This is a genomic window from Roseiarcus sp. (genome assembly GCF_052145395.1).
Taxonomy (GTDB): domain Bacteria; phylum Pseudomonadota; class Alphaproteobacteria; order Rhizobiales; family Beijerinckiaceae; genus Roseiarcus.
Genome location: NZ_JBKQOT010000649.1, coordinates 1 through 23,381, shown reverse-complemented (window position 1 = coordinate 23,381; position 23,381 = coordinate 1). Strand labels below are relative to the sequence as shown.

At 65.3% G+C, this 23,381-nt stretch carries 21 protein-coding genes and 1 pseudogene; 7 read left to right on the top strand and 15 right to left on the bottom strand.

Going from position 1 to position 23,381, the window contains the following annotated elements; genetic code table 11:
- Positions 1-115 precede the first annotated feature (115 nt).
- The gene (ybgC, locus tag ACLP25_RS22465) at positions 116-805 is read right to left on the bottom strand and encodes a tol-pal system-associated acyl-CoA thioesterase (RefSeq protein ID WP_442471358.1); all 690 of its coding nucleotides are present in this window, start codon (positions 803-805) and stop codon (positions 116-118) included.
- Between ybgC and fmt the strand changes: the two genes are divergently transcribed.
- Complete coding sequence (gene fmt / locus ACLP25_RS22460; protein ID WP_442471362.1) at positions 701-1,612, top strand: methionyl-tRNA formyltransferase; 912 nt, start codon at positions 701-703, stop codon at positions 1,610-1,612. The two genes, ybgC and fmt, sit on opposite strands and share 105 nt — an antisense overlap.
- Here the strand turns inward: fmt and ACLP25_RS22455 are convergent.
- Both ACLP25_RS22455 and purD read right to left on the bottom strand, forming a co-directional pair.
- A complete protein-coding gene (locus ACLP25_RS22455) occupies positions 1,578-2,447 on the bottom strand; it encodes a patatin-like phospholipase family protein (RefSeq protein ID WP_442471357.1) in 870 nt (289 codons plus the stop codon). The genes fmt and ACLP25_RS22455 overlap by 35 nt on opposite strands.
- Entirely contained in the window at positions 2,447-3,730 is a 1,284-nt protein-coding gene (gene purD / locus ACLP25_RS22450; RefSeq protein WP_442471356.1) for a phosphoribosylamine--glycine ligase, read from the bottom strand. Before purD ends, ACLP25_RS22455 begins: the two co-directional genes overlap by 1 nt.
- A gap of 185 nt (positions 3,731-3,915) precedes the next feature.
- On the opposite strand from purD, the gene ACLP25_RS22445 reads away from it, so the two are divergent.
- Together ACLP25_RS22445 and ACLP25_RS22440 are read left to right on the top strand one after the other, a co-directional pair.
- Complete coding sequence (locus ACLP25_RS22445; protein WP_442471355.1) at positions 3,916-5,196, top strand: AGE family epimerase/isomerase; 1,281 nt, start codon at positions 3,916-3,918, stop codon at positions 5,194-5,196.
- Positions 5,197-5,397: 201 nt separating this feature from the next.
- A complete protein-coding gene (locus ACLP25_RS22440; RefSeq protein ID WP_442471354.1) occupies positions 5,398-5,640 on the top strand; it encodes a hypothetical protein in 243 nt (80 codons plus the stop codon).
- Positions 5,641-5,646: 6 nt separating this feature from the next.
- On the opposite strand, the gene ACLP25_RS22435 is transcribed toward ACLP25_RS22440, so the two are convergent.
- Positions 5,647-6,162, bottom strand: coding sequence for a CreA family protein (locus ACLP25_RS22435; RefSeq protein WP_442471361.1), 516 nt, complete (start codon positions 6,160-6,162; stop codon positions 5,647-5,649).
- A gap of 238 nt (positions 6,163-6,400) precedes the next feature.
- On the opposite strand from ACLP25_RS22435, the gene ACLP25_RS22430 reads away from it, so the two are divergent.
- The 4 genes from ACLP25_RS22430 (at position 6,401) to ACLP25_RS22415 (ending at position 11,280) form a co-directional block, all read left to right on the top strand.
- Entirely contained in the window at positions 6,401-8,923 is a 2,523-nt protein-coding gene (locus tag ACLP25_RS22430; RefSeq protein ID WP_442471353.1) for a circularly permuted type 2 ATP-grasp protein, read from the top strand.
- On the top strand, positions 8,920-9,789 hold the full coding sequence (locus ACLP25_RS22425; RefSeq protein ID WP_442471352.1) for a transglutaminase family protein: 870 nt from the start codon (positions 8,920-8,922) through the stop codon (positions 9,787-9,789). Before ACLP25_RS22430 ends, ACLP25_RS22425 begins: the two co-directional genes overlap by 4 nt.
- A 70-nt stretch (positions 9,790-9,859) precedes the next feature.
- Positions 9,860-10,099, top strand: coding sequence for a zinc-finger domain-containing protein (locus tag ACLP25_RS22420; RefSeq protein WP_442471351.1), 240 nt, complete (start codon positions 9,860-9,862; stop codon positions 10,097-10,099).
- Entirely contained in the window at positions 10,096-11,280 is a 1,185-nt protein-coding gene (locus tag ACLP25_RS22415) for an FAD-dependent monooxygenase (protein ID WP_442471350.1), read from the top strand. The genes ACLP25_RS22420 and ACLP25_RS22415 overlap by 4 nt, the downstream gene beginning before the upstream one ends.
- Here ACLP25_RS22415 and ACLP25_RS22410 read toward each other — a convergent pair.
- The 11 genes and pseudogenes from ACLP25_RS22410 to ACLP25_RS22360 form a co-directional block, all read right to left on the bottom strand.
- Positions 11,268-12,449: a benzoate/H(+) symporter BenE family transporter gene (locus ACLP25_RS22410; RefSeq protein WP_442471349.1), complete on the bottom strand. Its 1,182-nt coding sequence runs from the start codon at positions 12,447-12,449 to the stop codon at positions 11,268-11,270. The genes ACLP25_RS22415 and ACLP25_RS22410 overlap by 13 nt on opposite strands.
- An 83-nt stretch (positions 12,450-12,532) precedes the next feature.
- Positions 12,533-13,294, bottom strand: coding sequence for an amino acid ABC transporter ATP-binding protein (locus tag ACLP25_RS22405; protein ID WP_442471348.1), 762 nt, complete (start codon positions 13,292-13,294; stop codon positions 12,533-12,535).
- Entirely contained in the window at positions 13,291-14,421 is a 1,131-nt protein-coding gene (locus ACLP25_RS22400; protein WP_442471347.1) for an amino acid ABC transporter permease, read from the bottom strand. Before ACLP25_RS22400 ends, ACLP25_RS22405 begins: the two co-directional genes overlap by 4 nt.
- The gene (locus ACLP25_RS22395) at positions 14,422-15,579 is read right to left on the bottom strand and encodes an amino acid ABC transporter permease (RefSeq protein WP_442471346.1); all 1,158 of its coding nucleotides are present in this window, start codon (positions 15,577-15,579) and stop codon (positions 14,422-14,424) included.
- 206 nt (positions 15,580-15,785) lie between these two features.
- On the bottom strand, positions 15,786-16,106 hold the full coding sequence (locus tag ACLP25_RS22390; protein ID WP_442471360.1) for an SUF system Fe-S cluster assembly protein: 321 nt from the start codon (positions 16,104-16,106) through the stop codon (positions 15,786-15,788).
- Between the two features lie 80 nt (positions 16,107-16,186).
- Entirely contained in the window at positions 16,187-17,425 is a 1,239-nt protein-coding gene (locus ACLP25_RS22385; RefSeq protein ID WP_442471359.1) for a cysteine desulfurase, read from the bottom strand.
- A 5-nt stretch (positions 17,426-17,430) separates the two neighbouring features.
- Positions 17,431-18,729: a Fe-S cluster assembly protein SufD gene (gene sufD, locus ACLP25_RS22380; RefSeq protein ID WP_442471345.1), complete on the bottom strand. Its 1,299-nt coding sequence runs from the start codon at positions 18,727-18,729 to the stop codon at positions 17,431-17,433.
- A gap of 7 nt (positions 18,730-18,736) precedes the next feature.
- Positions 18,737-19,486 carry a Fe-S cluster assembly ATPase SufC gene (gene sufC, locus ACLP25_RS22375; RefSeq protein WP_442471344.1) on the bottom strand — a complete coding sequence of 250 codons (750 nt, stop codon included), beginning with the start codon at positions 19,484-19,486 and terminating at the stop codon, positions 18,737-18,739.
- A 57-nt stretch (positions 19,487-19,543) separates the two neighbouring features.
- Positions 19,544-21,013: a Fe-S cluster assembly protein SufB gene (gene sufB, locus ACLP25_RS22370; protein ID WP_442471343.1), complete on the bottom strand. Its 1,470-nt coding sequence runs from the start codon at positions 21,011-21,013 to the stop codon at positions 19,544-19,546.
- Between the two features lie 186 nt (positions 21,014-21,199).
- On the bottom strand, positions 21,200-22,708 hold the full coding sequence (gene ppx, locus ACLP25_RS22365; RefSeq protein WP_442471342.1) for an exopolyphosphatase: 1,509 nt from the start codon (positions 22,706-22,708) through the stop codon (positions 21,200-21,202).
- 45 nt (positions 22,709-22,753) lie between these two features.
- Positions 22,754-23,381: pseudogene (locus ACLP25_RS22360) on the bottom strand (RNA degradosome polyphosphate kinase); the annotation flags it as partial.

The following is a 23,381-nucleotide window of genomic DNA, read 5'->3' as shown; positions in this document are numbered from 1 at the left end:
GCGCTTCCGAATCGCACCGACATCCATGATCTCGAGCTTCGTCTGGGCGAACGTCTGGACTCGCTCGCGTCGCGCTTCGATCGGGCTCTTGATCCGAGAATGTCATGACGCGTGGTCAGGACTCGTTAGCCCTGTGACCGATTGCGCGCCGCAGAGATTCGGGTATCCGCGCTGGCCGATCACCGCGAATGGCTGCAACGAGCACCGTCGCCGTTACGAGTTCCTGGCCGTCGCGTGCAACGCGTTGATGAAACTCGAGCGATGCGCCTCGGATCCGCGACGCTCGGGTCTCGACATCGAGCCAATCGTCCATCAGCGCCGCGGCCCGGTACTCGATCTGAAGGCGTCGCACGGCGAACGTGACCGCATTGCTCGCCGCGAGTTCGCGGTGGGCGAAGCCGAAGCTACGCAACCACTCGGTTCGACCCCGCTCAAGGAACCGGAGGTACGAGGCGTGGTAAACTCTGCCCGAGAAATCCGTGTCCTCGTAATACACTCTAATGTTAATAAGTCCAGTTGACTTGTCCGACACGTTCTTCCGCTCCAGTGGGAAACCAAGCACTTGTAGCTTGCTGGGCTTCTCACCGAATGTGAGGCCGGAAGCGGGACGCCCATCCGCTTTGACGGTTAACCCAGCCGATGCTATCCGCAAATGATGCGAGTTGTCTTCATGGGCGCCCCGGAATTTTCTGTTCCGACACTGCGTCAAATCGTCAGAAGCGGGCGCCGCGTCGTGGCCGTTTATACCCGGGCGCCGAAACCGGGCGGCCGCCGTGGCCTGGAAATCCGGAAGACGCCAGTTCATGAAACGGCAGAATCGTTGGGAATTCCGGTCCACACGCCGGCATCGCTGAAGACCGAGGAGGCCCAAGCGGCGTTCAAAAGCCATGGGGCCGATGTCGGACTCGTCATTGCCTATGGCCTGCTGTTGCCTCCGGCGATCCTGACCGCGACCCAATTTGGCTGCCTCAACCTGCATGGATCTCTCCTCCCGCGATGGCGCGGCGCCGCTCCAATCCAGCGGGCGATCATGGCCGGAGATCCTGCAACCGGCGTCGACCTCATGCGTATGGAGGAGGGATTGGACACTGGCCCGATCGCCCTGCGCGAGGTCGTCCCCATTCGACCGCAAGACACCGCCGGGGATCTGGCGAATCGCCTGGCGCAGATCGCGGCCCAAATGGCCATTCGCGGGCTCAACGCTCTGGAGTCCGGAAGCCTGGAGTTCACCGAGCAGGCGAGCGTCGGCGCCTGCTACGCGCGCAAGATCGATAAGGGCGAAACGGAAATCGACTGGACGCGCGACGCCGAAGCCGTTCGCAATCATATCCATGGTCTTTCGCCTGCGCCCGGCGCCTTCTCCAATCTCGTCATCCGGGACAAGGTTGAGCGCATCAAGATCTTGCGCGCGGAAACGGCGAGCTCGGGTGGAGCCCCGGGAACGGTCCTGGACAAAGCCATGACGGTCGCCTGCGGCAAGGGCGCGATCCGCGTCTTGCAAGGCCAGAGGTCCGGCCGCACAGCCCTCTCAGGCCGCGAGCTCATGCGCCGCGAGTCTTTGCTGGCCGGGTCGGTCTTCAAGCGGTCCGAAGCATCTTTATCCGAGACCTGATCGCGGCGCGAAGCTCGTCCTTGCTGGATTCGGCCGCGCGCAGGATCTGGCCGGCTCGGAAGAAATCGAGCAGGCCGAACTGCTCAACTTTGGGTCGAATGAGAATGTCCGGCGGCCTGTGCCTGATCTTTTGCGCTGTGATCGCGCCCTGCATGATTTGGGCGGCGCCGAACATAGACTCGAGCGGGGTCGGTGCGCGGCGCGCACGGGACCGCCTGCCGAAAGTGACGTCGACGGCGATCACGATGTCGGCGAGGTCGAAAAGGTGATCGTACGGGAGCGGATTCACCGCGCCGCCGTCGATCAGCAGACTGCCTTCGCTTTCGACCGGCCGAAACAGTCCGGGAATCGCCATTGAGCCCGCCACGGCCGACGTCAGGGGTCCAGACTGGAATACGGCCTCATTGCGAGCCGAATAGTCCGTCGCGACGACGATTGTCCTGATCGCGAGGTCCTCGAACGCTGCCGGTACACCCCGCGGCCAGAACAACTCGAGAAAGATCTCGGGATCGAGCAGTACGGGGTTGCCGCGCCCACGCAGCACGAGATCGGCGAAGCGACCTACTCTCGCTCGAAGCAACTTTCCCATCACATTCGAGCGGTTGCGGAGAACCTTCAGGACGTGACTACGAATGTCGCGCGCCTCCAGTCCGGCGGCGTAGGCGGCGCCCACGACAGCCCCCATCGAGGTTCCAGCAATGGCGGTTGGACGAATGCCGAGCTCGTCGAGCGTTTCCAAAGCGGCGACATGAGCGATTCCCCGCGCGCCGCCGCTGCCGAGCGCGATCGCTACCGTCGGACGCTCCGGGCCCGTGACAAGATCACGCATCGCCATCAGGAGTTGTGTCCGCGTTCGCGAGCGACGGCGCGCCAACCGATATCGCGGCGACAGAACCCTCCGGGCCAGTCGATGCGGTCGACCGCCGAATAAGCGCGGCTCTGCGCTTCGCTCACAGTGCGGCCAAGCGCCGTTACTGCCAATACGCGTCCCCCGTCGGCAAGGATCGCGTCGCCCTCGCGGCGCGTGCCAGCCTGCAAGACCACGACGCCCGGCATGCGCTCTGCCTGCTCAATTCCCGAAATCCGCGTGCCCCTCAGGGGCTCGCCCGGATAGCCGCGTGCAGCCATGACGACCGTCAGCGCCGCATCGGCGCTGAAGTGTGGTGCAATGCGCGGCAAGGCGCCTTTCGCAGAGGCCTCGAGCAATCGCGGTAGGTCGTCCGTCAGGCGCTCGATGATCGCTTCGGTCTCCGGGTCGCCGAACCTGACGTTGAACTCGATGAGCTTCGGCCCGTCCTTCCCGATCATTAAACCCGCAAAGAGCACGCCACGAAACGGCGTGCCGCGCACAGCCATGCCGCGCACGGTCGGCATGACGATTTCGCGCATGACTCGATCGCTCATCTCCGGTGTCATGATCGGCGGCGGCGAATAGGCGCCCATGCCGCCCGTGTTGGGGCCCGTATCGCCTTCCCCTACGCGCTTGTGGTCTTGAGCGCTCGCAAACGGAGTCGCCGCGGCGCCGTCGCAGAGGGCGAAGAACGACACCTCTTCGCCATCGAGGAATTCCTCGACAACCAACCCGGCGCCAGCAGATCCAGAGTCAGGCAGCAACGTGTCGACGGCCGCTTCTGCCTCCTCGATTGTCGCAGCGACAACCACGCCCTTGCCGGCCGCCAGTCCGTCGGCCTTCACAACGATTGGCGCGCCTCGGTCTCGAATGTAAGCCCTCGCGTCCTCGCGGTTCCGAAAGCGGCTGTACTCGGCGGTTCGAATGCCGAACTCGCGGCAGAAGTCCTTGGCGAAACCCTTCGACCCCTCGAGTTGGGCCGCGGCGCGCGATGGGCCGAAACAGGCAATGCCTTCCCTCGCCAAATCGTCCACGATTCCCGCCACGAGGGGCGCCTCCGGCCCAACCACGACGAGATCGATTTCTTCCTGTCTGCAAAGGGCGATGACTTGGCCGTGGTCCATGAGGTCCACAGCGCGGGTGCGAGCAACGGCCGCACAACCAGGATTGCCAGGAGCAACGATCAATTTGCCGACTTCCCGCGACCGGGCGCAGGCGCGGGCCAGCGCATGTTCGCGCCCGCCTGAACCCAGTATCAAGACATTCATTCGGACGTTCCGCATGGATTGGCAGCCTGACGGCTGCACGCGCACAGACTGGCCGGGCCAGCCTTCGCGATCAAGTGACTCGCGCCCTCGCGCTGCGTGAAAGGCTTGCGGGTCGCGACGCCTTGCGCGACGCCGGCTTGCATAGCATTGTTCGCCCGCGTGGTTTTCCGAACTGGCCGCATCTCATGAAATCTTTCGCCATCGCGCCGACCAACGGCAAGTGGGTCGCCTTGCAAAGCCATCAAACGTGGCTCAATCAGCAAGCCGAGGCGTTGTTCGCCTTCTATGAGCGCAACATCGTCAATCCGCTCGGCGGATTTTACGATCTCGACGATAGGGGTCACCCGACCGCTCCCGGCTATGGGGCCGGAGGGGCGCCAGCGCGCTACCTCTTCGCGACGACGAGAATTGTTCACGCCTTTTCGATCGCCCACCTGATGGGCCGGCCCGGCGCCGACGTCATCGTCGACCATGGCATGAATTTCCTTTGGAACGGCCACCGCGACGAGGAGTGTGGCGGATACTTCTGGGGGGTTGGTTACGAGGGACCAGTGGACAGCGTCAAGCAGGCGTATGGTCACGCGTTCGTCCTTCTCGCCGCCTCGAGCGCGAAAGTCGCTGGCCATCCGGACGCCGAGCGCTTGCTCGCGGACGTTTCCACGGTCATTCGAGACCGGTTCTGGGAAGAGCGGTTTGGAGCCGTCGCGGAGGAATTCACAAGGGATTGGCGTCCCTTCGATTCCTATCGCGGGCAGAACTCAAACATGCACCTGACCGAGGCCCTGATGGCGGCCTTCGAGGCGACCGAAGATTCGAGCTATCTTCGCATGGCGGAGCGCGTCGCCGCACGAATCGTCGATGCCAACGCCGCCGCGCATCATTGGCGGCTTCCGGAGCATTTCACCTCAGACTGGCGAGTCAACAGCGATTACGCCGGCAGCCCGATGTTCCGGCCTTACGGCACGACGCCCGGACACTCGCTGGAGTGGTCCCGTCTCCTGCTTCAGATCTGGGAACTTGGGGAACGAAAGCAGGATTGGCTACGGGACGCGTCCAAGTCGCTCTTCGCCCAGGCGACGACGGACGGATGGGACCGCGTCCTGGGCGGCTTCTATTACACGCTCGACTGGGACGGACAGCCGCGAATTCGCGACCGATACTGGTGGCCCTGCTGCGAAGGCATCGGCGCCGCAGCCTTTCTCAACGCCATCTTCGGCGACTCGCTTTATGAGGATTGGTACCGTCGGATCTGGAGCTTCGTGGCGACTCGTTTCATCGACAGGCGATACGGAGGCTGGCGAGCCCAGGTGGACGACGCCCTGAGGCCGAATTCAGACCCCTTCTTCGGCAAGAACGATATTTATCATTCGCTGCAGGCCTGCCTGATTCCGACGCTTCCGACGACCGGCAGCGTGACGCGCGGGCTGATCGAGCGCATCGAGCGATCGTCGAATCCGGCGGCTTGATTTTTCTTCACGAATCCGGCACTCGCACGGCGCGCGTTTCCGTAGGGCCACATGTCCTGCGGAAGGGGGCGTTAACTGCGCGTTTATGCGAACGTTAGACCATATGCGATGGGGTTCGAACTCTCGGACCTTGGTCAAGGGCGAGTTATGGCGTTGTCGACAATCTTTCAGTCCGCGATGGTCGCGTCTCTTAGCGCCGTTATGTCCATCTCGTTCTCGGGCGGCGTCTCCGCACAGGAGCCGATCACGTTCGTCATCGCGGCGGCTCCAGGCTACGGCGTTGAGGACTGTCTCGCTGAAGGCGGCGAGTGCGGCCATGTCGTCGCCGACGCCTGGTGCGAGGCTCATGGACGTGGCACAGCGCTGAAGTTCGGCCGTTCCGACGAGGGCGTCACCGATCCGCCGGCGACGATGCGGCCGTATTTCATCACTTGCGGCGACTAAGTAAAGCTAGCGAAGATAATCCGCGCACTTTGGGACGTCGCCGGCGCCCGCTGCCCAGGGCTGAATCGGCACCGTCGAGGTTGAATTTTTCGGCGAACCTTCAACAAGCTTGTCGCTATAGGTCATGTAAACAAGTATATTTCGCTTCGTGTCGCATCCTCTCACGATCTGCATCGTCTTAAAGAAAATGGAACGACGCTCGCTGAAGACGACGTCTCCTTGAGAGAATTTGTCCTTAAACTTGATCGGCCCATATTGCCGACACGCAAGCGAAATATCCGACGTCTGCTCCGCTAATCCAAGCGCACCGGTCAGGCCGCCCTTCTCGGGCGTCGTGTAGTGACAGGCGACGCCGTCCACAACAGGATCATCGATGCCGTAGACGGCAAGTTTGTCGTTCGGGGTCAGAAGCTTGAATGTGGTCGACTTACGAAAAATCAAATCCGGATCGAGCGAGTCCGCTCGGACAGGCGACAATGCCAACAGCACGGCGAGAACGACGGTGGCTTGCTTGACCGGTATCGACACCTCGGATCCCCAACTACATGACTCCGAGCAGCATAGAAGGCTTGCGCTCCGCCGCCAACTGACGCAGCGCCGCCCTTTTTTTGCCCCAATTATACAGCATATGTTTGTGCGTTATCCCGCAAAGGAACAGGGAGGTCCCTGCTGGCGCGAAGCCACTTTGGCAGGCATAGTACGCGCTTGGGCGGCCGCGGGGGATCTTGGTGGCCCGGGCGCCAGGAACGACGGGGCTTGCGTGTCCAGACGATTCACGACTGCCGTCGCCTCTGACGACCGAGGCATGCAGCGGCTCGACGCCTGGACGCGCACCTACGCGCCGCTTCCCGGCATCCCTGACGAGTTCGTCGACGCCGACGGCCGGTTCCGTCCGCACTGGCGACGCATGCTCTCGGCTTTCGCCGCCTTCGACCCGAGCGAGATGCGGCAGCTTTTTGCCGCGGCGGACCGCCGGATCCGCAACCGGGGCCTCTCCTACCGCGTGGCGGGTGAAAAAGACGAGCGCGCCTGGCCGATCGGCCGGATGCCGCTGCTGATTACCGAGGCCGAATGGCGCGAAATCGCCGAAAGCGTCTGCCAGCGCGCCGAACTAGTCGAGAGGGTTCTGGCGGACGTCTATGGCGGCGGCGGCTTGATCGCCAGCGGCGCTCTTCCGGCCGCTGCAATCACCGGATCGGTGGATTATGTCGCCGCCATGCGCGGGGTAACGCCCCCGGGCGGACGGTGGCTGCGCCTGTACGCCCTCGACATCGGCCGCGGCCCCGACGGAGGGTGGTGGGTGCTGGGCGACAGAACACAGGCGCCGTCGGGCTGCGGCTACGCCCTGGAGAACCGGCTCGTCGTCTCACAAGCGTTCTCAGGTCTCTATTCACAGCTGAATGTCCAGCGGCTGGCGCCCTTTTTTCGCGCGCTCGGGGCGGGCCTCAAATCGGCCGGTCAACGCTCGGAACCTCGAATCGCGATCCTCAGTCCTGGCCCGCTGAGCCTCACCTATTCTGAGCAAGCCTACCTTGCGCGCTATCTCGGCTTTCTGCTGGTCGAGGGCGATGATCTCGTCATGCGCGAGGGGCGGGTATTCGTCCGCACCATCGCCGGCCTGAAGCGCTGCGACGTCATCTGGCGCCACATCGACGCGGACTGGTGCGATCCTTTGGAATTGAATGCGTCGTCGCGCATCGGCGTCCCGGGAATGTTTGAAGCGATCCGGCAGGACGGCGTCGCGGTCGAAAACATGCCGGGAACCGGCTTCATCGAATCGCGCGCCATGCTGGCCTTCCTTCCCGCGCTGGCGCGAAAGCTTCTCGGACAGGACCTGCGCATGCCGAACACCGCGACGTGGTGGTGCGGCCAGCCCCAGGAGCGCGAACGCGTCCTCGATGAATTCGACTCGATCTCGATCGCGCCGGCTTTCGGCAACGAATTGCCTGGAATGACAGGACGCTCGAGCGTCATCGGCGAGGAACTCTCCGTCGGCGAAAGAGGTCGCCTGCGGGACGCGATCGCTACGCGCGGCATGGACTTCGTCGGGCAGGAGGTCGTCCGCCTGTCGACGACGCCCCGATGGGTCGAGGACGGCCTCGAACCCCGCCCCTTCGTCCTGCGCGTCTATTGCGCCGCAACCCCGAAGGGCTGGCGGGTCATGCCCGGCGGCTTCTGCCGAATCTCCGATCGGTCCGACGCGCGCGCCGTGTCGATGGGAGACGGCGTCGAATCCGCTGACGTTTGGGTTCTCGCGGAAGACCCGGTGGAAGTCTCGAGCCTGCTGCCGAGCCCGGACAGCGTGCGCATCACGCGGCTCCTCGGCAATCTGCCGAGCCGGGCCGCGGACAACCTGTTCTGGTTCGGACGCTATCTGGAGCGGGCGGAGGCGACGTTGCGGGTTGTGAGGTGCCTCGCCGCCCGCTCCGTCGACCCAGACGCCCCGATGCGCGTCGGACGTCAGGCGCTCGACCGGCTGATGGGGGTGCTGGTTGGATGGGGCGCCGTCGACGCGACGACCCTGAAGGAGGGCGCCGCCGCGGCCAGCGACCAGGGACTGCGCGATGCGAACCGCCATGGCTCGGCGTTGTCGCTCGCGCGCTCGGCGCGCACGGCCGCGTCGGTGATTCGGGAGCGACTGACCTACAAAACCTGGGAACTGATTGGCCAGTTGGAGAGCGCGATTGATGTCGCCGCCGACCGTCCGCTTACTGCCGGGGAAATCGTCGACCTGACGGACGAGGGCTTGACCGTGATCGCTGCCCTGTCCGGACTGTTCGACGAGAACTTCAATCGCGGCGCCGGCTGGGTGTTCTACGTCATGGGGCGGTGCGTCGAGCGCGGAGCGAACACTTGCCGGCTGCTGCGGCAATTCGCAGGCGGCGACGCCACGGAGCAGACGCTCAGCGTCATGCTGGACATGATCGACTCGCAGATCACTTACAGCTCCCGCTATCTGGTCGGCGTCGCCCTCGCGCCAGTGCGCGACATGGCGCTTCTCGACCCGTTCAATCCGCGTTCGGTCGCCTCTCAGGTCAATCGCATCGACGAAGGCATCGCGACGCTGCCAGTGCTGCGGCGCGACGGGATCCTCGAGGAGCCGCGCAGGCTGACGACGCTGCTTCGCGCCGAACTGGCGACTGAACGGGCCGAGAGCCTGGATGATTCGAGAATATTAGGCGTCGAACAGCGTCTGTTGGCGCTGGCGAACGCGATCGCGGCGCGATACTTCCTGCAGGGCGCCGCCCACGGCCGGGCGGAAAAGATCACGGGTCTCGCGTGAACTGCAACGTCACCCACGTCACACGTTACACTTACGGAGCCACGGTCGAGCTGACGACCGGCATCCTGCGCCTGAAGCCGGTTTCTCGCGACGGCCAGTTCCTCGAGCGCTTCAGCCTCAAGACCGAACCTCCGTGTTTGCCGCCAAGCGAACGCGTCGACGCCTTCGGCAATGCTGTGCTGAGCCTCAGGATCGAGAAACCGCATCGTGAGTTGATCGTGGAAGCGATGTCGCGAGTGCATCTCGACCGTCCGGCGGTGCTGGAGCTGTCGCCGCCGTGGGAGACGGTCGCCGCGGAGGCGCTGATCGCGCCGTCGCTTGCGTCCGACTGCCCTGCGATAGGCCTCTATCCATCCCGCGCGCTGTCGCTTTTCGACGAGGCCACGGCCTACGCGCGAAAGAGTTTCACTGCAGGACGCCCGGTTTACGAGGCGGCGATGGACTTGGCGCGGCGGATCCGCGCCGACTTCGCCTACGATCCCGGCTCTACGGAAGTCAGCACGCCCGCTCAGGTCGCATTCGAGCATCGCCACGGCGTCTGCCAGGACTTCGCCCACATCATGATTGCGGCTCTGCGCGGCCTGGGGCTGCCAGCCCTCTACGTCAGCGGCTACATTCGCACAATTCCGCCGCCCGGCAAGGATCGGCTCGCCGGCACCGACGCCTCGCACGCTTGGGTGTCGCTGTGGTGCGGCTCGTCAATGGGGTGGACGGACTTCGATCCGACCAACGCGCTCGCCGTGCACAACGATCATGTCGAGGTCGCCCGGGGCCGCGACTATTCGGACGCCTCACCGATCGAAAGCATGGTCCTCTCACACGGAAGCCATCAACTCGAAGTCGAGGTCGATGTCGTTCCGATCTGAAGGCGTCCTCGGCTGGCGGCGCGCGAGCGAACGTGCTTAAAGGCCGACCGCCGAAGAGGGATCCTGCAATATGGCCGATCATACCATCCCGCATTTCCATAATGATCTTGGGGTTAATACGATCAAGGTTCGGGTGCGAGAGTTCATGTGCACGGGCGCGAAGCCGCCGTTCGATCACCCGCATATCTTCATCGACATGGGATCGGACGACGAGGCGATCTGCTCCTATTGCTCGACGCGCTACGTCTATGACGGCGCCTTGAGCGGAATCTGCGCGCCGCCGGAGTGCGAACTGAAGGCCGCGGCGTGAGTCCAGTGACCAGGCGCGCGATCGTCGCCGGCGCCGGCGTCGGCGGTCTGGCGGCGGCGCTGGCCGTGTCGAAAGCGGGTCTCGACGTCACGATCTACGAGCGGACCGAAGCGCTCGAGGAATTCGGCGCCGGGCTTCAACTCACCCCGAACGCGACCCGCGTGCTGGCGAGGCTCGGCGCGCTGGAAGCGGTCCGCGACGTCGCGATGGTCCCGGACGCCGTCTCTGCGCTGCGCGGCTCGGATGACGCCGTCCTGATGCGCCTTTCCCTGGAGGACGCGGAGCGCCGGTGGGGAGCGCCCTATCTTGCCCTGCACCGTGCAGACCTGCAGCAGGCTCTGGCCCGGGCGACGGAGCGCAAGAATATCCGGCTGCGACTAGGATCGACCGTGTCGAACGTTACGGCCGGCGAGCGGGTGGACATCGAAGTGACGCAACGGGCGGCGACCGTAGAAGAGGGCGCCGATCTGCTGATTGGCGCCGACGGCTTGCGATCGCGGATACGCGAGAAGTTCGCCAGGGGAACAGACGGCCTTGCCTTCACCGGGCGCGTCGCGTTTCGCGCGACAATCCCTGCGGGCCTCGTCGAGCCCCGCTGGAAGCAGGCTCGCGTCGTCCTGCGCCTCGGACCCAACGCGCATTTGGTGCACTATCCCTTGCGCGGCGCCTCGGTCGTCAATGTCGTCGCGGTGATCGAGGAATCGTGGCGCTTCGGCGAGACCGAGCATCCTTGGGACGGCGTCGCCGACCGCCCGACGCTCGAGCGCGCCTTCGCCAGTTGGTCGTCCTCGACCCGCAAGCTCATTGCCTCGGCCACGAACTGGCGCGCCTGGCCGCTCTACGCGCGCCCGGCGCTCGGTTCGTTCGCGCTCGGCCGCATCGCGCTGCTGGGCGACGCCGCCCACCCCATGGTCCCCTTCCTCGCACAAGGCGCAGCACAGGCAATCGAGGACGCCGGCGTGCTCGCCGCGGCGCTTGCGGAGATCGACGACGTTCCTCAGGCGCTCGCAACCTATTCGCGCGCACGCGTTTCGCGTGCAACGCGCATTCAGGCCGAGGCGTTGCGGCAAGGCCGGATCTATCATCTGAAAGGCGCAATGGCCGTCGCGCGCGACGCCACGATGCGCCTCGTCGGGCCGCGGCGCCTCAGCGCGCGCTACGACTGGCTTTACGGCGCCTGACGGTTCAGCGGCGACGCGCCGGCGCGGGTCAGGACCAGCACGGCGCCGCCAGCGAGCAGCCCCCAGAACGCTCCGCCGACGCCGTAAATCGTGACGCCGGAAGCCGTGACGAGAAAGGTGACCAGCGCCGCCTCGCGCTCCTGGCTGTCCGCGAGCGCGTTATGCACCGCGGATCCGAACGGATTGAGCAGCGCGAGGCCGGCGACCGCCTCGACGAGAATCGGCGCTCCGGACACGAAGGCCGTCACGGCGCCGGCGAGCAGCCCGAATATGACGTAGGTCGCCCCGGCAGTCGCCGCGGCGATCCAGCGCTTTGCCGGATCGGCCGAAGCGTCGGGGGAGGCGCACAGCGCAGCCGTGATCGAGCTCAGATTCACCGCATGACCTCCGAACGGAGCCGCGGCCAGGCTGAAGGCGCCCGTCGTCCACACCAGCCGGCCCGGATCGGGGCGGTAGCCATAAGCTCCGAGAACGGCCAGGCCCGGAAGGTTCTGCGAAGCCATGGTGACAATGAACAAGGGTGCAGCGATGCCGACGATCGCTCCCAATGAGAACGTCGGCGCAACGAACTCGGGACGCGGGGTGATCGTCGCCAGGTCGAAACCCGCGGCCGGGCCGCTTGCGGCGATCACCAGCCCGTCGACGAGCGCGGCGAGCGGCGTTGCGTAGGTCCTTTTCCACCGCGACACGATCAGCCACGCCAGCACAATGAGCGTCGCGCTAAACGGCGCCTCGATCAGCGCGGCGATCGGCTTGAGGCAAAGGCCGAACAGAACGCCGGCCAGCATGGCGTTGGCGAGCGGCCCGGGAATTGCGGCGACGAGACGCGCGAACGGCCGGAAGAGCCCGGCGGAAATCAGAAGGAGCCCGACGACGAGAAAGGCGCCGACCGCGGCCGGAAATCCCCCCGGCGCTGCGCCGGTCGCAGCCAGCAGGGCCGCGCCGGGGGTCGACCAGGCGGCGGACACGGGCATGCGCGACGCGAGGCTCAGCACAATGCCGGCAACGCCCATCGCGATCGATAAAGCCATCAGGCCGGACGCGGCCTCGGCGTCCGTCGCGCCGACGGCGGTGAGACCCTTGAGGATGACGGCGAAGGATGACGCGAACCCGACAAAGGCGGTGACGACGCCTGCGGCGATCGGCTGCGCAACGGATCTTGAAGTCATCAGCGTCAGCCCGGCTGCAGATCGAATCGATTCATCTTACGGAAAACCGGTCCCTGCGGGAATGCGCCGACCGGCGGCGACGCTCACCGCAGGATCTGCCGCAGGAAGAGCTTTGTCCGCTCATGCTGGGGATGGTCGAAGAACGGGTCCGGCGCATTGATCTCGACGATCTCGCCGTTGTCCATGAATACGACCCGATCCGCGATCTGCCGCGCAAAGCCCATTTCGTGGGTGACGACGATCATCGTCATGCCATCCTGGGCGAGCGCAGTCATCGTATCCAGCACTTCCTTGACCATTTCGGGATCGAGCGCTGAGGTCGGCTCGTCGAAGAGCATGATCTTCGGGTTCATGCAGAGAGCGCGCGCGATGGCGACCCGCTGCTGTTGGCCGCCGGACAGCTGGCCCGGATACTTTCCGGCCTGTTCCGGAATCTTCACTCGGGCGAGCAGTTTCATCGCGAGGTCCTCGGCTTCGCGCTTCGGCATGCGGCGAACCCAGATCGGCGCCAGCGTGCAGTTCTCGAGAACCGTCAGGTGCGGAAACAGGTTGAAGCTCTGAAAGACCATGCCGACTTCGCGCCGCACCTCGTCGATCCGCTTGACGTCCGGCGTCAGCTCCACCCCGTCGACCACGATCGATCCGCGGTGATGCTCCTCGAGCCGATTGACGCAACGGATGAGCGTCGACTTCCCCGAGCCGGAAGGGCCGCACACGACAATGCGTTCCCCGCGCCGCACCGTCAGGTTGATGTTGCGCAGGGCGTGAAACGCGCCGTACCACTTGTGGACGGCCACGAATTCGACCGCGGCCTCGAGGGTCTCTGTCGACGCTGAAGCCCTCATCGCTTGCGCCCCCTGGCGAGCGTGCGCTCGACGGTGGCCGAATAGCGGGCCATGCCATAGCAGAAGACGAAATAGAACATTCCGGCGAAGACGTAGCCGGTCGCCATGATGGTCGGACCGCTCCAGACCGGGTCCTTGAAAGCGTTGTTCATCGCCTCGAGGAAATCGGTGATGCCGACGATCGACACCAGCGTCGTATCCATGAACAGCCCGACAAAATTGTTGACGATCCCTGGGATGACCATCGTCAGCGCCTGCGGCAGAATCACAAGAGCCATCATGCGGGGATAGTTGAGGCCGAGCGCCATCGCGCCTTCGTATTGGCCGCGGTTCAGCAATTGGAGGCCGCCGCGAACCTCCTCGGCCATATAGGCGGCCGAGAACAGCGCGATGCCGACCAGCGGCCGCAAGAACCGGTCCGGCGTCCAGGCCTCGGGGAGGAACAGCGGCAGCATCGTATTCGCCATGAACAGGACGGTGATGAAGGGCACGCCGCGCACGAACTCGATGAACAGGACGCTCGCCAGCCGCACGGCCGGCAATTCCGAGCGCCGCCCGAGCGCGAGCAGGACGCCGAGCGGCAGGGAAAAGACAATCCCCACCAGCGCCGTCAGCAGCGAGACAAAAATGCCGCCCCAGAGCAGCGTATCGACCACAGGCAAGCCGACCGTCGGCGACCCGCGCAGCAGGAAGAAGGCTGCGATCGGATAGACGACGAAAAAGAGGAGCGCGCCCCACGCCCGCTTCGGCGCCGACGGCCAGAGAAGCCAGGCGATCAGCCCGGCGCCGGAGGCTTCGACGACGTCGACCCGCCAGCGCTCCGCAACCGGATAGGAGCCGAAGCGAAGGTAGTCGAGCTTGGCCGCGACAAAAGCCCAACACGCGCCATCCTGATTTTGCCGACAGAGGACGCCGTCCGGGGCGCTCCAGACCGCGTTCACCGTCGCCCACCGGAAGAGCGGCGGCAGCAGCCACGCCGCCAAGGCCACGAAGACGAAGGTCGTCAGGCTGGAGCCCAGCGACGAGAAGAGGTTCGACCTCGCCCAGGCGAGCGCCCCGCGGGAAAAGGTCGGCGGCGGATCCAGAGGCTCCGGCCGCGCTCTGACGAAGGCGATCGCGTCCGACACTCAGCGCTCCTTCAACGCGTGACGGGCGTTGTAGACGTTCAGCGCGACCGCCACCGCGATCGAGATGGCGAGATAGACCGCCATGGTGATCGCCATGACCTGCACCGCCGCCTGCGTCTGGTTCAGCACCGTCCCTGCGAAAATCTGAACGAGGTCCGGATATCCGACGAAAACCGCGAGCGAAGAGTTCTTGACGAGGTTGACATATTGCGAGGTCAGCGGCGGGACGATCAGGCGCATCGCCTGGGGAACGACGACCAGCCTGTCCGCCAGGCCCCGGTGCAATCCGAGCGCCGCGGCCGCCTCGACCTGCCCGTGCGCCACCGCCTGCACGCCGGCGCGGACGATCTCGGCGATGAAGGCCGCTGTGAACGTGACGAGACCGAAGACCAGCGCCGCAAGCTCGGGGATCACGGGAATCCCGCCTCGCAGATTGAAGCCCGAGAGCTTGGCCACATCGAGCGCGAAAGGAGCGCCAAAGCCTGCGATCGCCATCGCAGGCAATCCGATCAGCAAGCCAGCTGAGACCCAGCCGACGGGCGCCTGCGCCCCCGTCAGTTCTTGCCGACGCCGCGCCCAATGGCGGTAGAGGAGAGCTGCGAGCGCGGCTGCGCCGGCCGCAGCCGCGAACCATGGCGCGCCGGACAGAGGAACCGGAGCAGGCAGGAAAAGACCGCGGTTGTTGAGAAAAACGAGTCCGCCGACGCTGATCGACTGACGGGGCCCGGGCAGCGATTTCAGAACGGCGTTGTACCAGAACAGCAATTGCAGCAGCAGCGGTATATCACGCATAATATTAGTATATAGAAGCGCGGATCGCGACAGAAGCCAGTTCGGCGACAGGCGCGCGAGGCCGACGGCGAAACCCAGCAGCGTCGTGAGCGGGATTCCGATGGCCGCGACGAGCAGGGTGTTGGCGAGGCCGACCCAGAAGGCCTGCCCGTAGGTCGACACGCCCGAATAGGGGATCAGGTGCAGGTTGATGTCGAAGCCCGCGACCTGGCTCCAAAAGCCGAAGCCCATCGGAATGCCGCGGGCCACCATGTTCACATAGGCGTTATAGGCGCCGCCGATCAGCAATGCGCCGAGGACCGCGATCAACAATCCCTGGTAGAAGAGGCCCCGCACACGCGGGTCGTTCAACAGCGCTGCGTTCACGGCGTCCCTCAGTCCGACAGCTCAAGTCGCCTGCCGATGCTGACGGACCCTACTCCCACGCGCAAGCCGTTGCATCGCGGGCGTTGCATCGCGGGCGCGCCCATAGAATCAAAGAATCGAAAGAGGCCCCGCAAGACGTTCAGAAGGCTCGAAACCGACTCGAAAATGGCAGGAGCGCGCCAACGCGCCAGGCCGGTCCGTTCGGATCACCACATGTCGAGGGCGACGCGCGCCTCGTCGGACATGCGGCTCAGATCCCATGGCGGATCGAACACCATGTTGACCTTCACCCCCGCGACGCCCGGCACGACCCCGACGGCGTTCTCCACCCAGCCCGGCATTTCGCCAGCAACCGGACAGGCCGGGGCCGTGAGGGTCATGTCGATGGCGACGAATCGGCCGTCGTCGATGTCGACGTTGTAGATGAGCCCCAACTCGTAGATGTCGGCGGGGATCTCCGGATCGTAAACCGTCTTCAGCGCGGCCACGATCGCCTCGGTCAGCGCTTGCAGTTCCTCCGCCGTCATCTGCGACGGCGGCTTCGGCTTCAGAGCGGCCGGCTGCTGCGAAGCGGCAGCGGTGGGCGCGTCATTCATCCCACGGTCTCCTACGCGAAGAGTTTCTGGGCGCGATCCAGGGCGTCGGCGAGCGCGTCGACTTCTTCGAAAGTATTGTAGAGGGCGAAGGAGGCGCGGCAAGTCGACGTCACGCCGAACCGCTGCAGAAGCGGCATGGCGCAATGCGTTCCCGCGCGCACCGCAACACCGGAGCGGTCGATCAGCGTCGCGATGTCGTGCGCATGGGCGCCCTCCATGGTGAAGGACAGGATCGGACCCTTGCCCGTGGCCGTGCCGATGATTCGCAGCGAGTTGATCCTGGAAAGCCGCTTGTGCGCGTAGGCGCTCAGCGCCTCCTCGTGCGCGCGAATCCGAGCCCGGCCGATCCCTTCCATGTAATCGAGCGCAGCGCCGAGCCCGATCGCCTGGACGATCGGCGGCGTGCCGGCCTCAAACCGATACGGCGGACGGTTGTAGGTGACCGTGTCGCGCGTCACCTCCTCGATCATCTCGCCGCCGCCAAGGAACGGCGGCAAAGACTCGAGCAGTTCGCGCTTGCCGTATAGGACGCCGATGCCGGTCGGCCCATAGAGCTTGTGGCCGGTCACCGCATAAAAGTCCGCATCGAGATCGCGGACGTCGACGTAGAGATGGACGGCGCCCTGCGACCCGTCGACCAGAACCTTGACTCCGCGCGCATGCGCGATTCTGATGATCTCCTTGATCGGCGGCGCGGTGCCGAGAACGTTCGACATTTGCGTGATCGCGACGATCTTTGTCCGGCCGCTCAGCGCCTTTTCGAAAGCCTCAAGCGAGAACGATCCGTCGTCGCCGACGTCGATCCAGCTTAAGGCGGCGCCCTTCCGCTCGCGATGGAAGTGCCACGGGACGATGTTGGAATGGTGCTCCATGACGCTGAGGGCGATCTCGTCACCCGCGCCAATATGCTTCAGGCCGAAGCTGGCGGCGGCCAGATTGATCGCCTCGGTGGCGGACCGCGTGAAGACGATCTCGTCGGTCGAGGCGGCGTTCAGGAAGCGGCGCACGGTTTCGCGCGCGGCCTCGTAGGCTTCCGTCGCGGCGTTGGCGAGATAGTGAAGGCCGCGGTGGACATTGGCGTATTCGTGCTCGTAGGCGTAGGTCAGCCGATCGAGCACGGCCTTCGGCTTCTGGGCCGAGGCCGCATTGTCGAGATAGACGAGCGGCTTGCCGTACGGGCGCTCGGCCAGAATCGGAAAATCCTCACGGATTTTCGCGACGTCGTAGGGCTCGACGGTCGGTCGGACGATATCGTTCACGCGCCGGCTCCCGTCGTCCTGGGTTGCGTCGCCGCGGTCCTGCGCCCCGCGCCCAACCAAGCCGCGAGGAGCGCCCGCAGCCCATTCGCCAGCACTTCGTCCTCGACACGGTCGATCGCCTCGACGCCGAAGGCTTCCAGGAGCATCGACTCCGCCTCGTCCTTCGGAAGGCCCCGGGTCTGCAGATAAAAGATCTGCTCCGGATCGATCGAGGCGACGGTCGCTCCGTGCCCGCAGATCACATCGTCGGCGAAAATCTCGAGCTCGGGCTTCGCGTTCATCTGCGCCTGCGGCGAAAGCAGCACGGCCTGCGACTTCATCGCGCCGTCGGTCTTCTGCGCGCCGGGCGCGACGATGACCTTGCCCTGGAAGACCCCGATCGCCTCGTCTGCGACAATCGCCCGGTAGAATTCGCGGCTGACCCCGCGCGGCGCAGCATGCACGACCTGAAGAGTCGTGTCGGCCCGCCGTGTCCCCTCGAGCAGGGCCAAGCCGCTAAGCGCGATCTTACCCCCCGCTCCTGCGAGCTTGGCGAAGATCTGACGGCGGCTCAATGCGCCGCCCGAAACGAAGCCGAAGGCGCTCAGCTCCGCCTCCGCTTCCAGGTCGACGAGCTGGCTCTCGAGATGAAGCTCCGGGTCGTCGCCCACCACGGAGACGTGCTTCAGCTTCGCCCCTTCGGCGAGCTTCAGCGTCGTCGCGGCATGCCGTTGGACGGCGGCCGTACCGCCGAGAAAGGTCTCGACCACCGTCGCGCGAGCGCCGGCACCGACGGCGATCTCGGTCCAGGAATAAAGCGAATAGGCGCCTTCGCCGACAGTGACATGCGCGATCTCGACCGGAGCGGCGAGCTCCGCTCCGGCCGCGACGTCGACGGCGAGGACGTCCGGCGCCATCGCTTCGACCAGCGACGCCATCGGGTCCTCGGCGCCCGATGCGCGCCCTTCCCGGCTCGCGACCACGGCGCCCGCCGGCAAGGCGTCGCTCAACTCTGGCGCTAACCTGCCGTTCACGGTGACGAGCCGCGCCCCGCCCTTCTCGCGGCCGGCGAGAAGGGCGCCCGCCGCCTCGACCGCGGCGCGATCCGGCGAAGCGGCGAGCGGCGCCGCAACCGTCATCGCCGCGCGCAGATCGGTGTAATGCCAGGATTCCACGCGGCGGGTCGGAAGACCCGACGCCGCGAAGCGCTCGAAGGCGGCCGCTCTTCGCGGCGATCGCGCGAGGCTCTTCGACGCCTCGAACTGCTCGACAAGCGTGGCTTCCGCCGTCGATCGGGAAGGAGCGTGAGCGGTCATTGGCGTCTCACGCAGCCTGAACCGCGAAGTCGCGGTAGCCGTTCTTCTCGAGTTCGAGCGCGAGCTCCGGTCCGCCGGTCGCGACGATGCGGCCCTTCGCCATGACGTGCACGACGTCCGGCTTGATGTGGTCGAGGAGCCGCTGGTAGTGGGTAATGATGAGGAAGCCGCGGTTCGCATCGCGCAAAGCGTTGACGCCTTCCGAGACGACCCGCAGGGCGTCGATGTCGAGCCCTGAATCCGTTTCGTCGAGCACGCTGTAGCGCGGCTGAAGCAGCGTCATCTGCAGGATCTCGATCCGCTTCTTTTCCCCGCCCGAGAAGCCGACGTTCAGCGGCCGCCGCAGGATCTCCTGATCGACCTTCAGGCGCTGTGACGCCTCGCGGACGCGGCGCATGAATTCCGGCGTCGTCAGGTCGGCCTCGCCGCGGGCGCGGCGCCGCGCGTTGAGCGAAGCCTTCAGAAAGGTCATCGTCGCGACGCCGGGAATTTCGATCGGATATTGGAAGGCCAGGAATACGCCCTTCCGGGCGCGCTCGTCAGCTTGCAGCTCCAAAAGGTCTTCGCCGTCGAGCAAAATCTCGCCCGACGTCACTTCGTAGTCCGGCTTGCCGGCGATGACATAAGCGAGGGTCGACTTGCCGGAGCCGTTCGGGCCCATGATTGCGGCGACCTCGCCGGGCTGCACGGTGAGGCTCAACCCATCGAGGATCGGCGTTCCGTGAACGGAGACGTGGAGATTCTTGACTTCAAGCATGGGAGCGCGCGCCTTGGTTCCGGACTGCTGTCGAAACGTAGGGAGGAGTGGAAGTCGTCATCCGACGCTGCCCTCCAGGCTGATTGCGATCAGCTTCTGCGCCTCGACCGCAAACTCCATCGGCAATTGCTGCAGAACGTCACGGACGAATCCGTTGACGATCAGCGCGGTGGCTTCCTCGGCCGATAGTCCTCTCTGCTGGCAGTAGAAAAGCTGCTCCTCCGAAACCTTCGACGTCGTCGCCTCGTGCTCGATGACCGCCGAGGCGTTCTTCGCCTCGATATAGGGCACCGTGTGCGCCCCGCATTCGTGGCCGATCAGCAGGGAATCGCAGTTGGTGAAGTTGCGCGCGCCGGTTGCGAGCCGATGCGCCGACACCTGGCCGCGATAGGTGTTCTGCGACTTGCCCGCCGACACGCCCTTGGAGATGATCCGGCTCGTCGTGTTGCGCCCGAGGTGGATCATCTTGGTGCCGCTGTCGACCTGCTGGCGGCCATTCGAGATGGCGATCGAGTAGAACTCGCCGCGCGAGGACTCGCCGCGCAAAATGCAGGACGGATATTTCCAGGTGATCGCAGAACCGGTCTCGACCTGGGTCCAGGAGATCTTCGAGCGCGCGCCGCGGCAATCGCCGCGCTTGGTGACGAAGTTGTAGATGCCCCCGCGTCCCTCGGAATCGCCCGGGTACCAATTCTGCACGGTCGAGTATTTGATCTCGGCGTCCTCCATCGCCACGAGTTCGACCACAGCCGCGTGGAGCTGGTTCTCGTCGCGCTTCGGCGCCGTGCACCCCTCCAGATAGCTGACGTAGGCGCGCTTTTCGGCGATGATCAGCGTCCGCTCGAACTGACCGGTGTTCTTCTCGTTGATGCGGAAATAGGTCGAGAGCTCCATCGGGCAGCGCACGCCCGGGGGCACGTACACGAAAGAGCCATCAGAAAAAACCGCAGAGTTGAGCGTAGCGTAATAATTGTCGGTACTCGGCACGACCGATCCGAGATAGCGCCGGACCAGTTCCGGATGATGGCGCACCGCCTCGGAGAAGGAGCAGAAGATCACGCCCGCCTTCGCGAGCTCCGCCTTGAAGGTCGTGGCGACCGACACCGAATCGAAGACGGCGTCGACAGCGACCCTCGGCCTTTCGACTCCCGCGAGAATCTCCTGCTCGACCAGGGGAATCCCGAGCTTCGCGTAAGTGCGCAGCAGCTCCGGGTCGACCTCGTCAAGCGACTTCGGCCCGGCCGCGGTCTTTGGCGCGGCAAAATAGTGAATGTCCTGAAAGTCGATGGGCGGATAATCGACGCGCGCCCATTTCGGCTCGTCCATCGTGAGCCAGCGCCGATACGCGTCGAGCCGCCAAGCCAGCAGCCACTCCGGCTCTTCCTTCTTCGCCGAAATGAACCGGACGATGTCTTCGTTGAGCCCCTTGGGCGCGACGTCGGATTCGATCGCGCTGATGAATCCGTACTTATAAGCATCGACGTCGATCGAACGAACGCGATCGACCGTCTCCTGGACAGCCGCCATAACCGACATCTCCTCGCCTTGGCGGTTTCAAGGACCGCCGGTGGGGTCTTGCTCCGTCCCGATGGCGTCAGGACTAGACCCGAACAATATGGTCTCAGCGGACGGCTTTTGCAAATGAGCCCCCCGTATCCCAGCTATCAGCCGAATTGCGCCCTTATTACACATATAAACACCGTTATTATGCTTCTAGAGCGCAGCCCTGATTTCCGGATCGCCGCCGATCAAGCGGGCGAACTGCCGCATCCGGGACTGAAGGCGCTCGCTGCTCAGCGGAGCGAGCCCCGCCGGCAGCGTCAGGACCACCTGGCCCCTTTCGCAGATCATCGGCGCCCGCGGCAGAACGCCCGGCATGGCCGCCGAGATGTTGTAGGCGACCCGCATGGCCGCCCCGAGAATTCGGGCCCGGTCGAGCTGGCGCGCGCTTACCAGCGAGCGCGACTGCGGCGTGACGAAATCCTCGTTCGACAGATGGCGATAGGCGGCCGCAAGCGCAAGGAACGCCCGGGCGGGATGATGGACCCCGATAAAAGCCGCGTTGGCGACGAGGTCGTAGGCCTGGGCGCCGCGATAGTCCGGATGAGCGCGCCAGGAAATGTCCGATAAGAGGCAGGCGGCGTGGCGCAGCCGCCGGTCTTCTTCGTCCTCCTCGAGGTGCGACGACTTGAGCAGGCGGGAGGTCCACTCGAACAGCTCCTCCCCGTGCGCCGGGGCGCGCGACCGAAGGCGGTTGAACTCTCGCGCCGAGACGATCAGCGGGTCTTCGGCCTGAATCTCCGACGGAAGCTGGGAATAGAGCAGGCCTTCGCGAACCCCGAGCGCGGAGACGACGATCTCCTTCGGGGCGGCGACCCGGATGATCTCCTCCAGCACGGCGGCGCCGTAGGCGAGCAGCGGACGGCGCGCCGCGGAAACGGACTCGATCGCCATCAGGGCGTCCGCCTCGATCCTTTCGACCAGCCGAGCGAATTCGAGCGCGTCGCTGGTCGGAATGACGTAATTGTGCATCACGTTCATCGGATACTGGCGCTGACGCATGTGCAGGCGCGCCAGCGCGCGCCACGTCCCGCCGACCGCGTAGAACGTGCGCCCGGCGAGCCCCGGCAACAACTTCACGCCGGCGAGCGTCTCGCGAACGATCTTCGTCGCCTTTTTCGGCGACCGCTCCGACAGATCCATCAGCGATAGGCCGCCGAGCGGCAGGGTGAGGCCGGCGCCGGCGGTTCCGGCCCTGATGTCGGTCAGCTCGAGCGAACCTCCGCCGAGATCGCCGACAATGCCGTCGGCGCCATGGATGGAGCTCACCACGCCGAGCGCCGCAAGCCTCGCCTCCTGCGCGCCGCTGATGAGCTCGATTTCGCATCCGATCGCGCGCCGGGCGAGGGCGAGAAATTGCGGGCCGTTGGCCGCGTCGCGCACGGCCGCGGTCGCAAGGCAGCGCACGTCGCCGATCCGCATGGTGTCGCAAAGCACCCGGAACCGCTGCAATGCGGCGAGCGCCTTGGCGACCGCGTCCTCCGGCAAAAGGCCGGTGGTGGCGACGCCGCGTCCAAGACCGCAGAGCGCCTTCTCGTTGAAGGTGGGTGTGGGCGCGCGCGAATGCGACTCGTAAGCCACCAGGCGAACGGAGTTTGAGCCGATGTCGACGATGGCGACCGGCGTGCCGGGCAACCGGCCCTGCGCGACATTGTCCGACATGCTGACCCCGCCGAAACCTGCCCACAATAGCGACGCGGTCGTTTATCAGGCGCGCACGCGCGGCGCCACCGGGAAGGGATCGTTCAGCGCCTGTCCACGCCCCGAGAGGCTCGGATTCGTCTGAAAGAACCTGTGCGCGTTGAACGGCTCCTCGCCCTCGGCGCGGACGATCCGAACGCTCGAACCGTCCGGCAGGATCCGGAAGCTCTGCTCATTGTCTTTCAGATTGGCTTCCATGATCTGGTTGAGCACCTGCTCGTGCACCGTCGGGTTGAGCAGGGGGACCAGGGCTTCGACCCTGCGGTCGAGGTTGCGCTGCATGAGATCGGCCGACGAAATGAAGACCCTCGCCTTCGGGTGCGGCAGGCCGTGGCCGGCGCCGAACGCATAGATGCGGGCGTGTTCGAGGAACCGTCCGACGATGGACTTCACGCGAATGTTCTCGGAGAGTCCCTCGACCCCCGGCCGGAGGCAGCAGATGCCGCGCGCGACGATGTCGATTTGGACGCCGGCCTGGCTCGCGGCGTAAAGCGCGTCGATGATCTCGGGATCGACCAGCGCGTTGCATTTCATCCAGATCTTGGCCGGCTTGCCGAGCGCCGCGTGATCGACCTCGTCGGCGATGCAGCGCAGCAGCGTCTTCTTCAGCGTGATCGGCGAGATCGCCATTTGC

Excerpts from the sequence above, each read along its gene's own strand:
- ppx (WP_442471342.1), bottom strand. The coding sequence starts at position 22,708 with ATGTCGGACAATGTCGCGCAGGGCCGGTTGCCCGGCACGCCGGTCGCC.
- ACLP25_RS22390 (WP_442471360.1), bottom strand. The coding sequence starts at position 16,106 with ATGACGGCGGAGGAACTGCAAGCGCTGACCGAGGCGATCGTGGCCGCG.
- sufD (WP_442471345.1), bottom strand. The coding sequence starts at position 18,729 with ATGACCGCTCACGCTCCTTCCCGATCGACGGCGGAAGCCACGCTTGTC.
- purD (WP_442471356.1), bottom strand. The coding sequence starts at position 3,730 with ATGAATGTCTTGATACTGGGTTCAGGCGGGCGCGAACATGCGCTGGCC.
- ACLP25_RS22440 (WP_442471354.1), top strand. The coding sequence starts at position 5,398 with ATGTCCATCTCGTTCTCGGGCGGCGTCTCCGCACAGGAGCCGATCACG.
- sufB (WP_442471343.1), bottom strand. The coding sequence starts at position 21,013 with ATGGCGGCTGTCCAGGAGACGGTCGATCGCGTTCGTTCGATCGACGTC.
- ybgC (WP_442471358.1), bottom strand. The coding sequence starts at position 805 with ATGAACTGGCGTCTTCCGGATTTCCAGGCCACGGCGGCCGCCCGGTTT.
- ACLP25_RS22405 (WP_442471348.1), bottom strand. The coding sequence starts at position 13,294 with ATGAGGGCTTCAGCGTCGACAGAGACCCTCGAGGCCGCGGTCGAATTC.
- ACLP25_RS22445 (WP_442471355.1), top strand. The coding sequence starts at position 3,916 with ATGAAATCTTTCGCCATCGCGCCGACCAACGGCAAGTGGGTCGCCTTG.
- sufC (WP_442471344.1), bottom strand. The coding sequence starts at position 19,486 with ATGCTTGAAGTCAAGAATCTCCACGTCTCCGTTCACGGAACGCCGATC.
- ACLP25_RS22410 (WP_442471349.1), bottom strand. The coding sequence starts at position 12,449 with ATGACTTCAAGATCCGTTGCGCAGCCGATCGCCGCAGGCGTCGTCACC.
- ACLP25_RS22455 (WP_442471357.1), bottom strand. The coding sequence starts at position 2,447 with ATGGCGATGCGTGATCTTGTCACGGGCCCGGAGCGTCCGACGGTAGCG.
- ACLP25_RS22420 (WP_442471351.1), top strand. The coding sequence starts at position 9,860 with ATGGCCGATCATACCATCCCGCATTTCCATAATGATCTTGGGGTTAAT.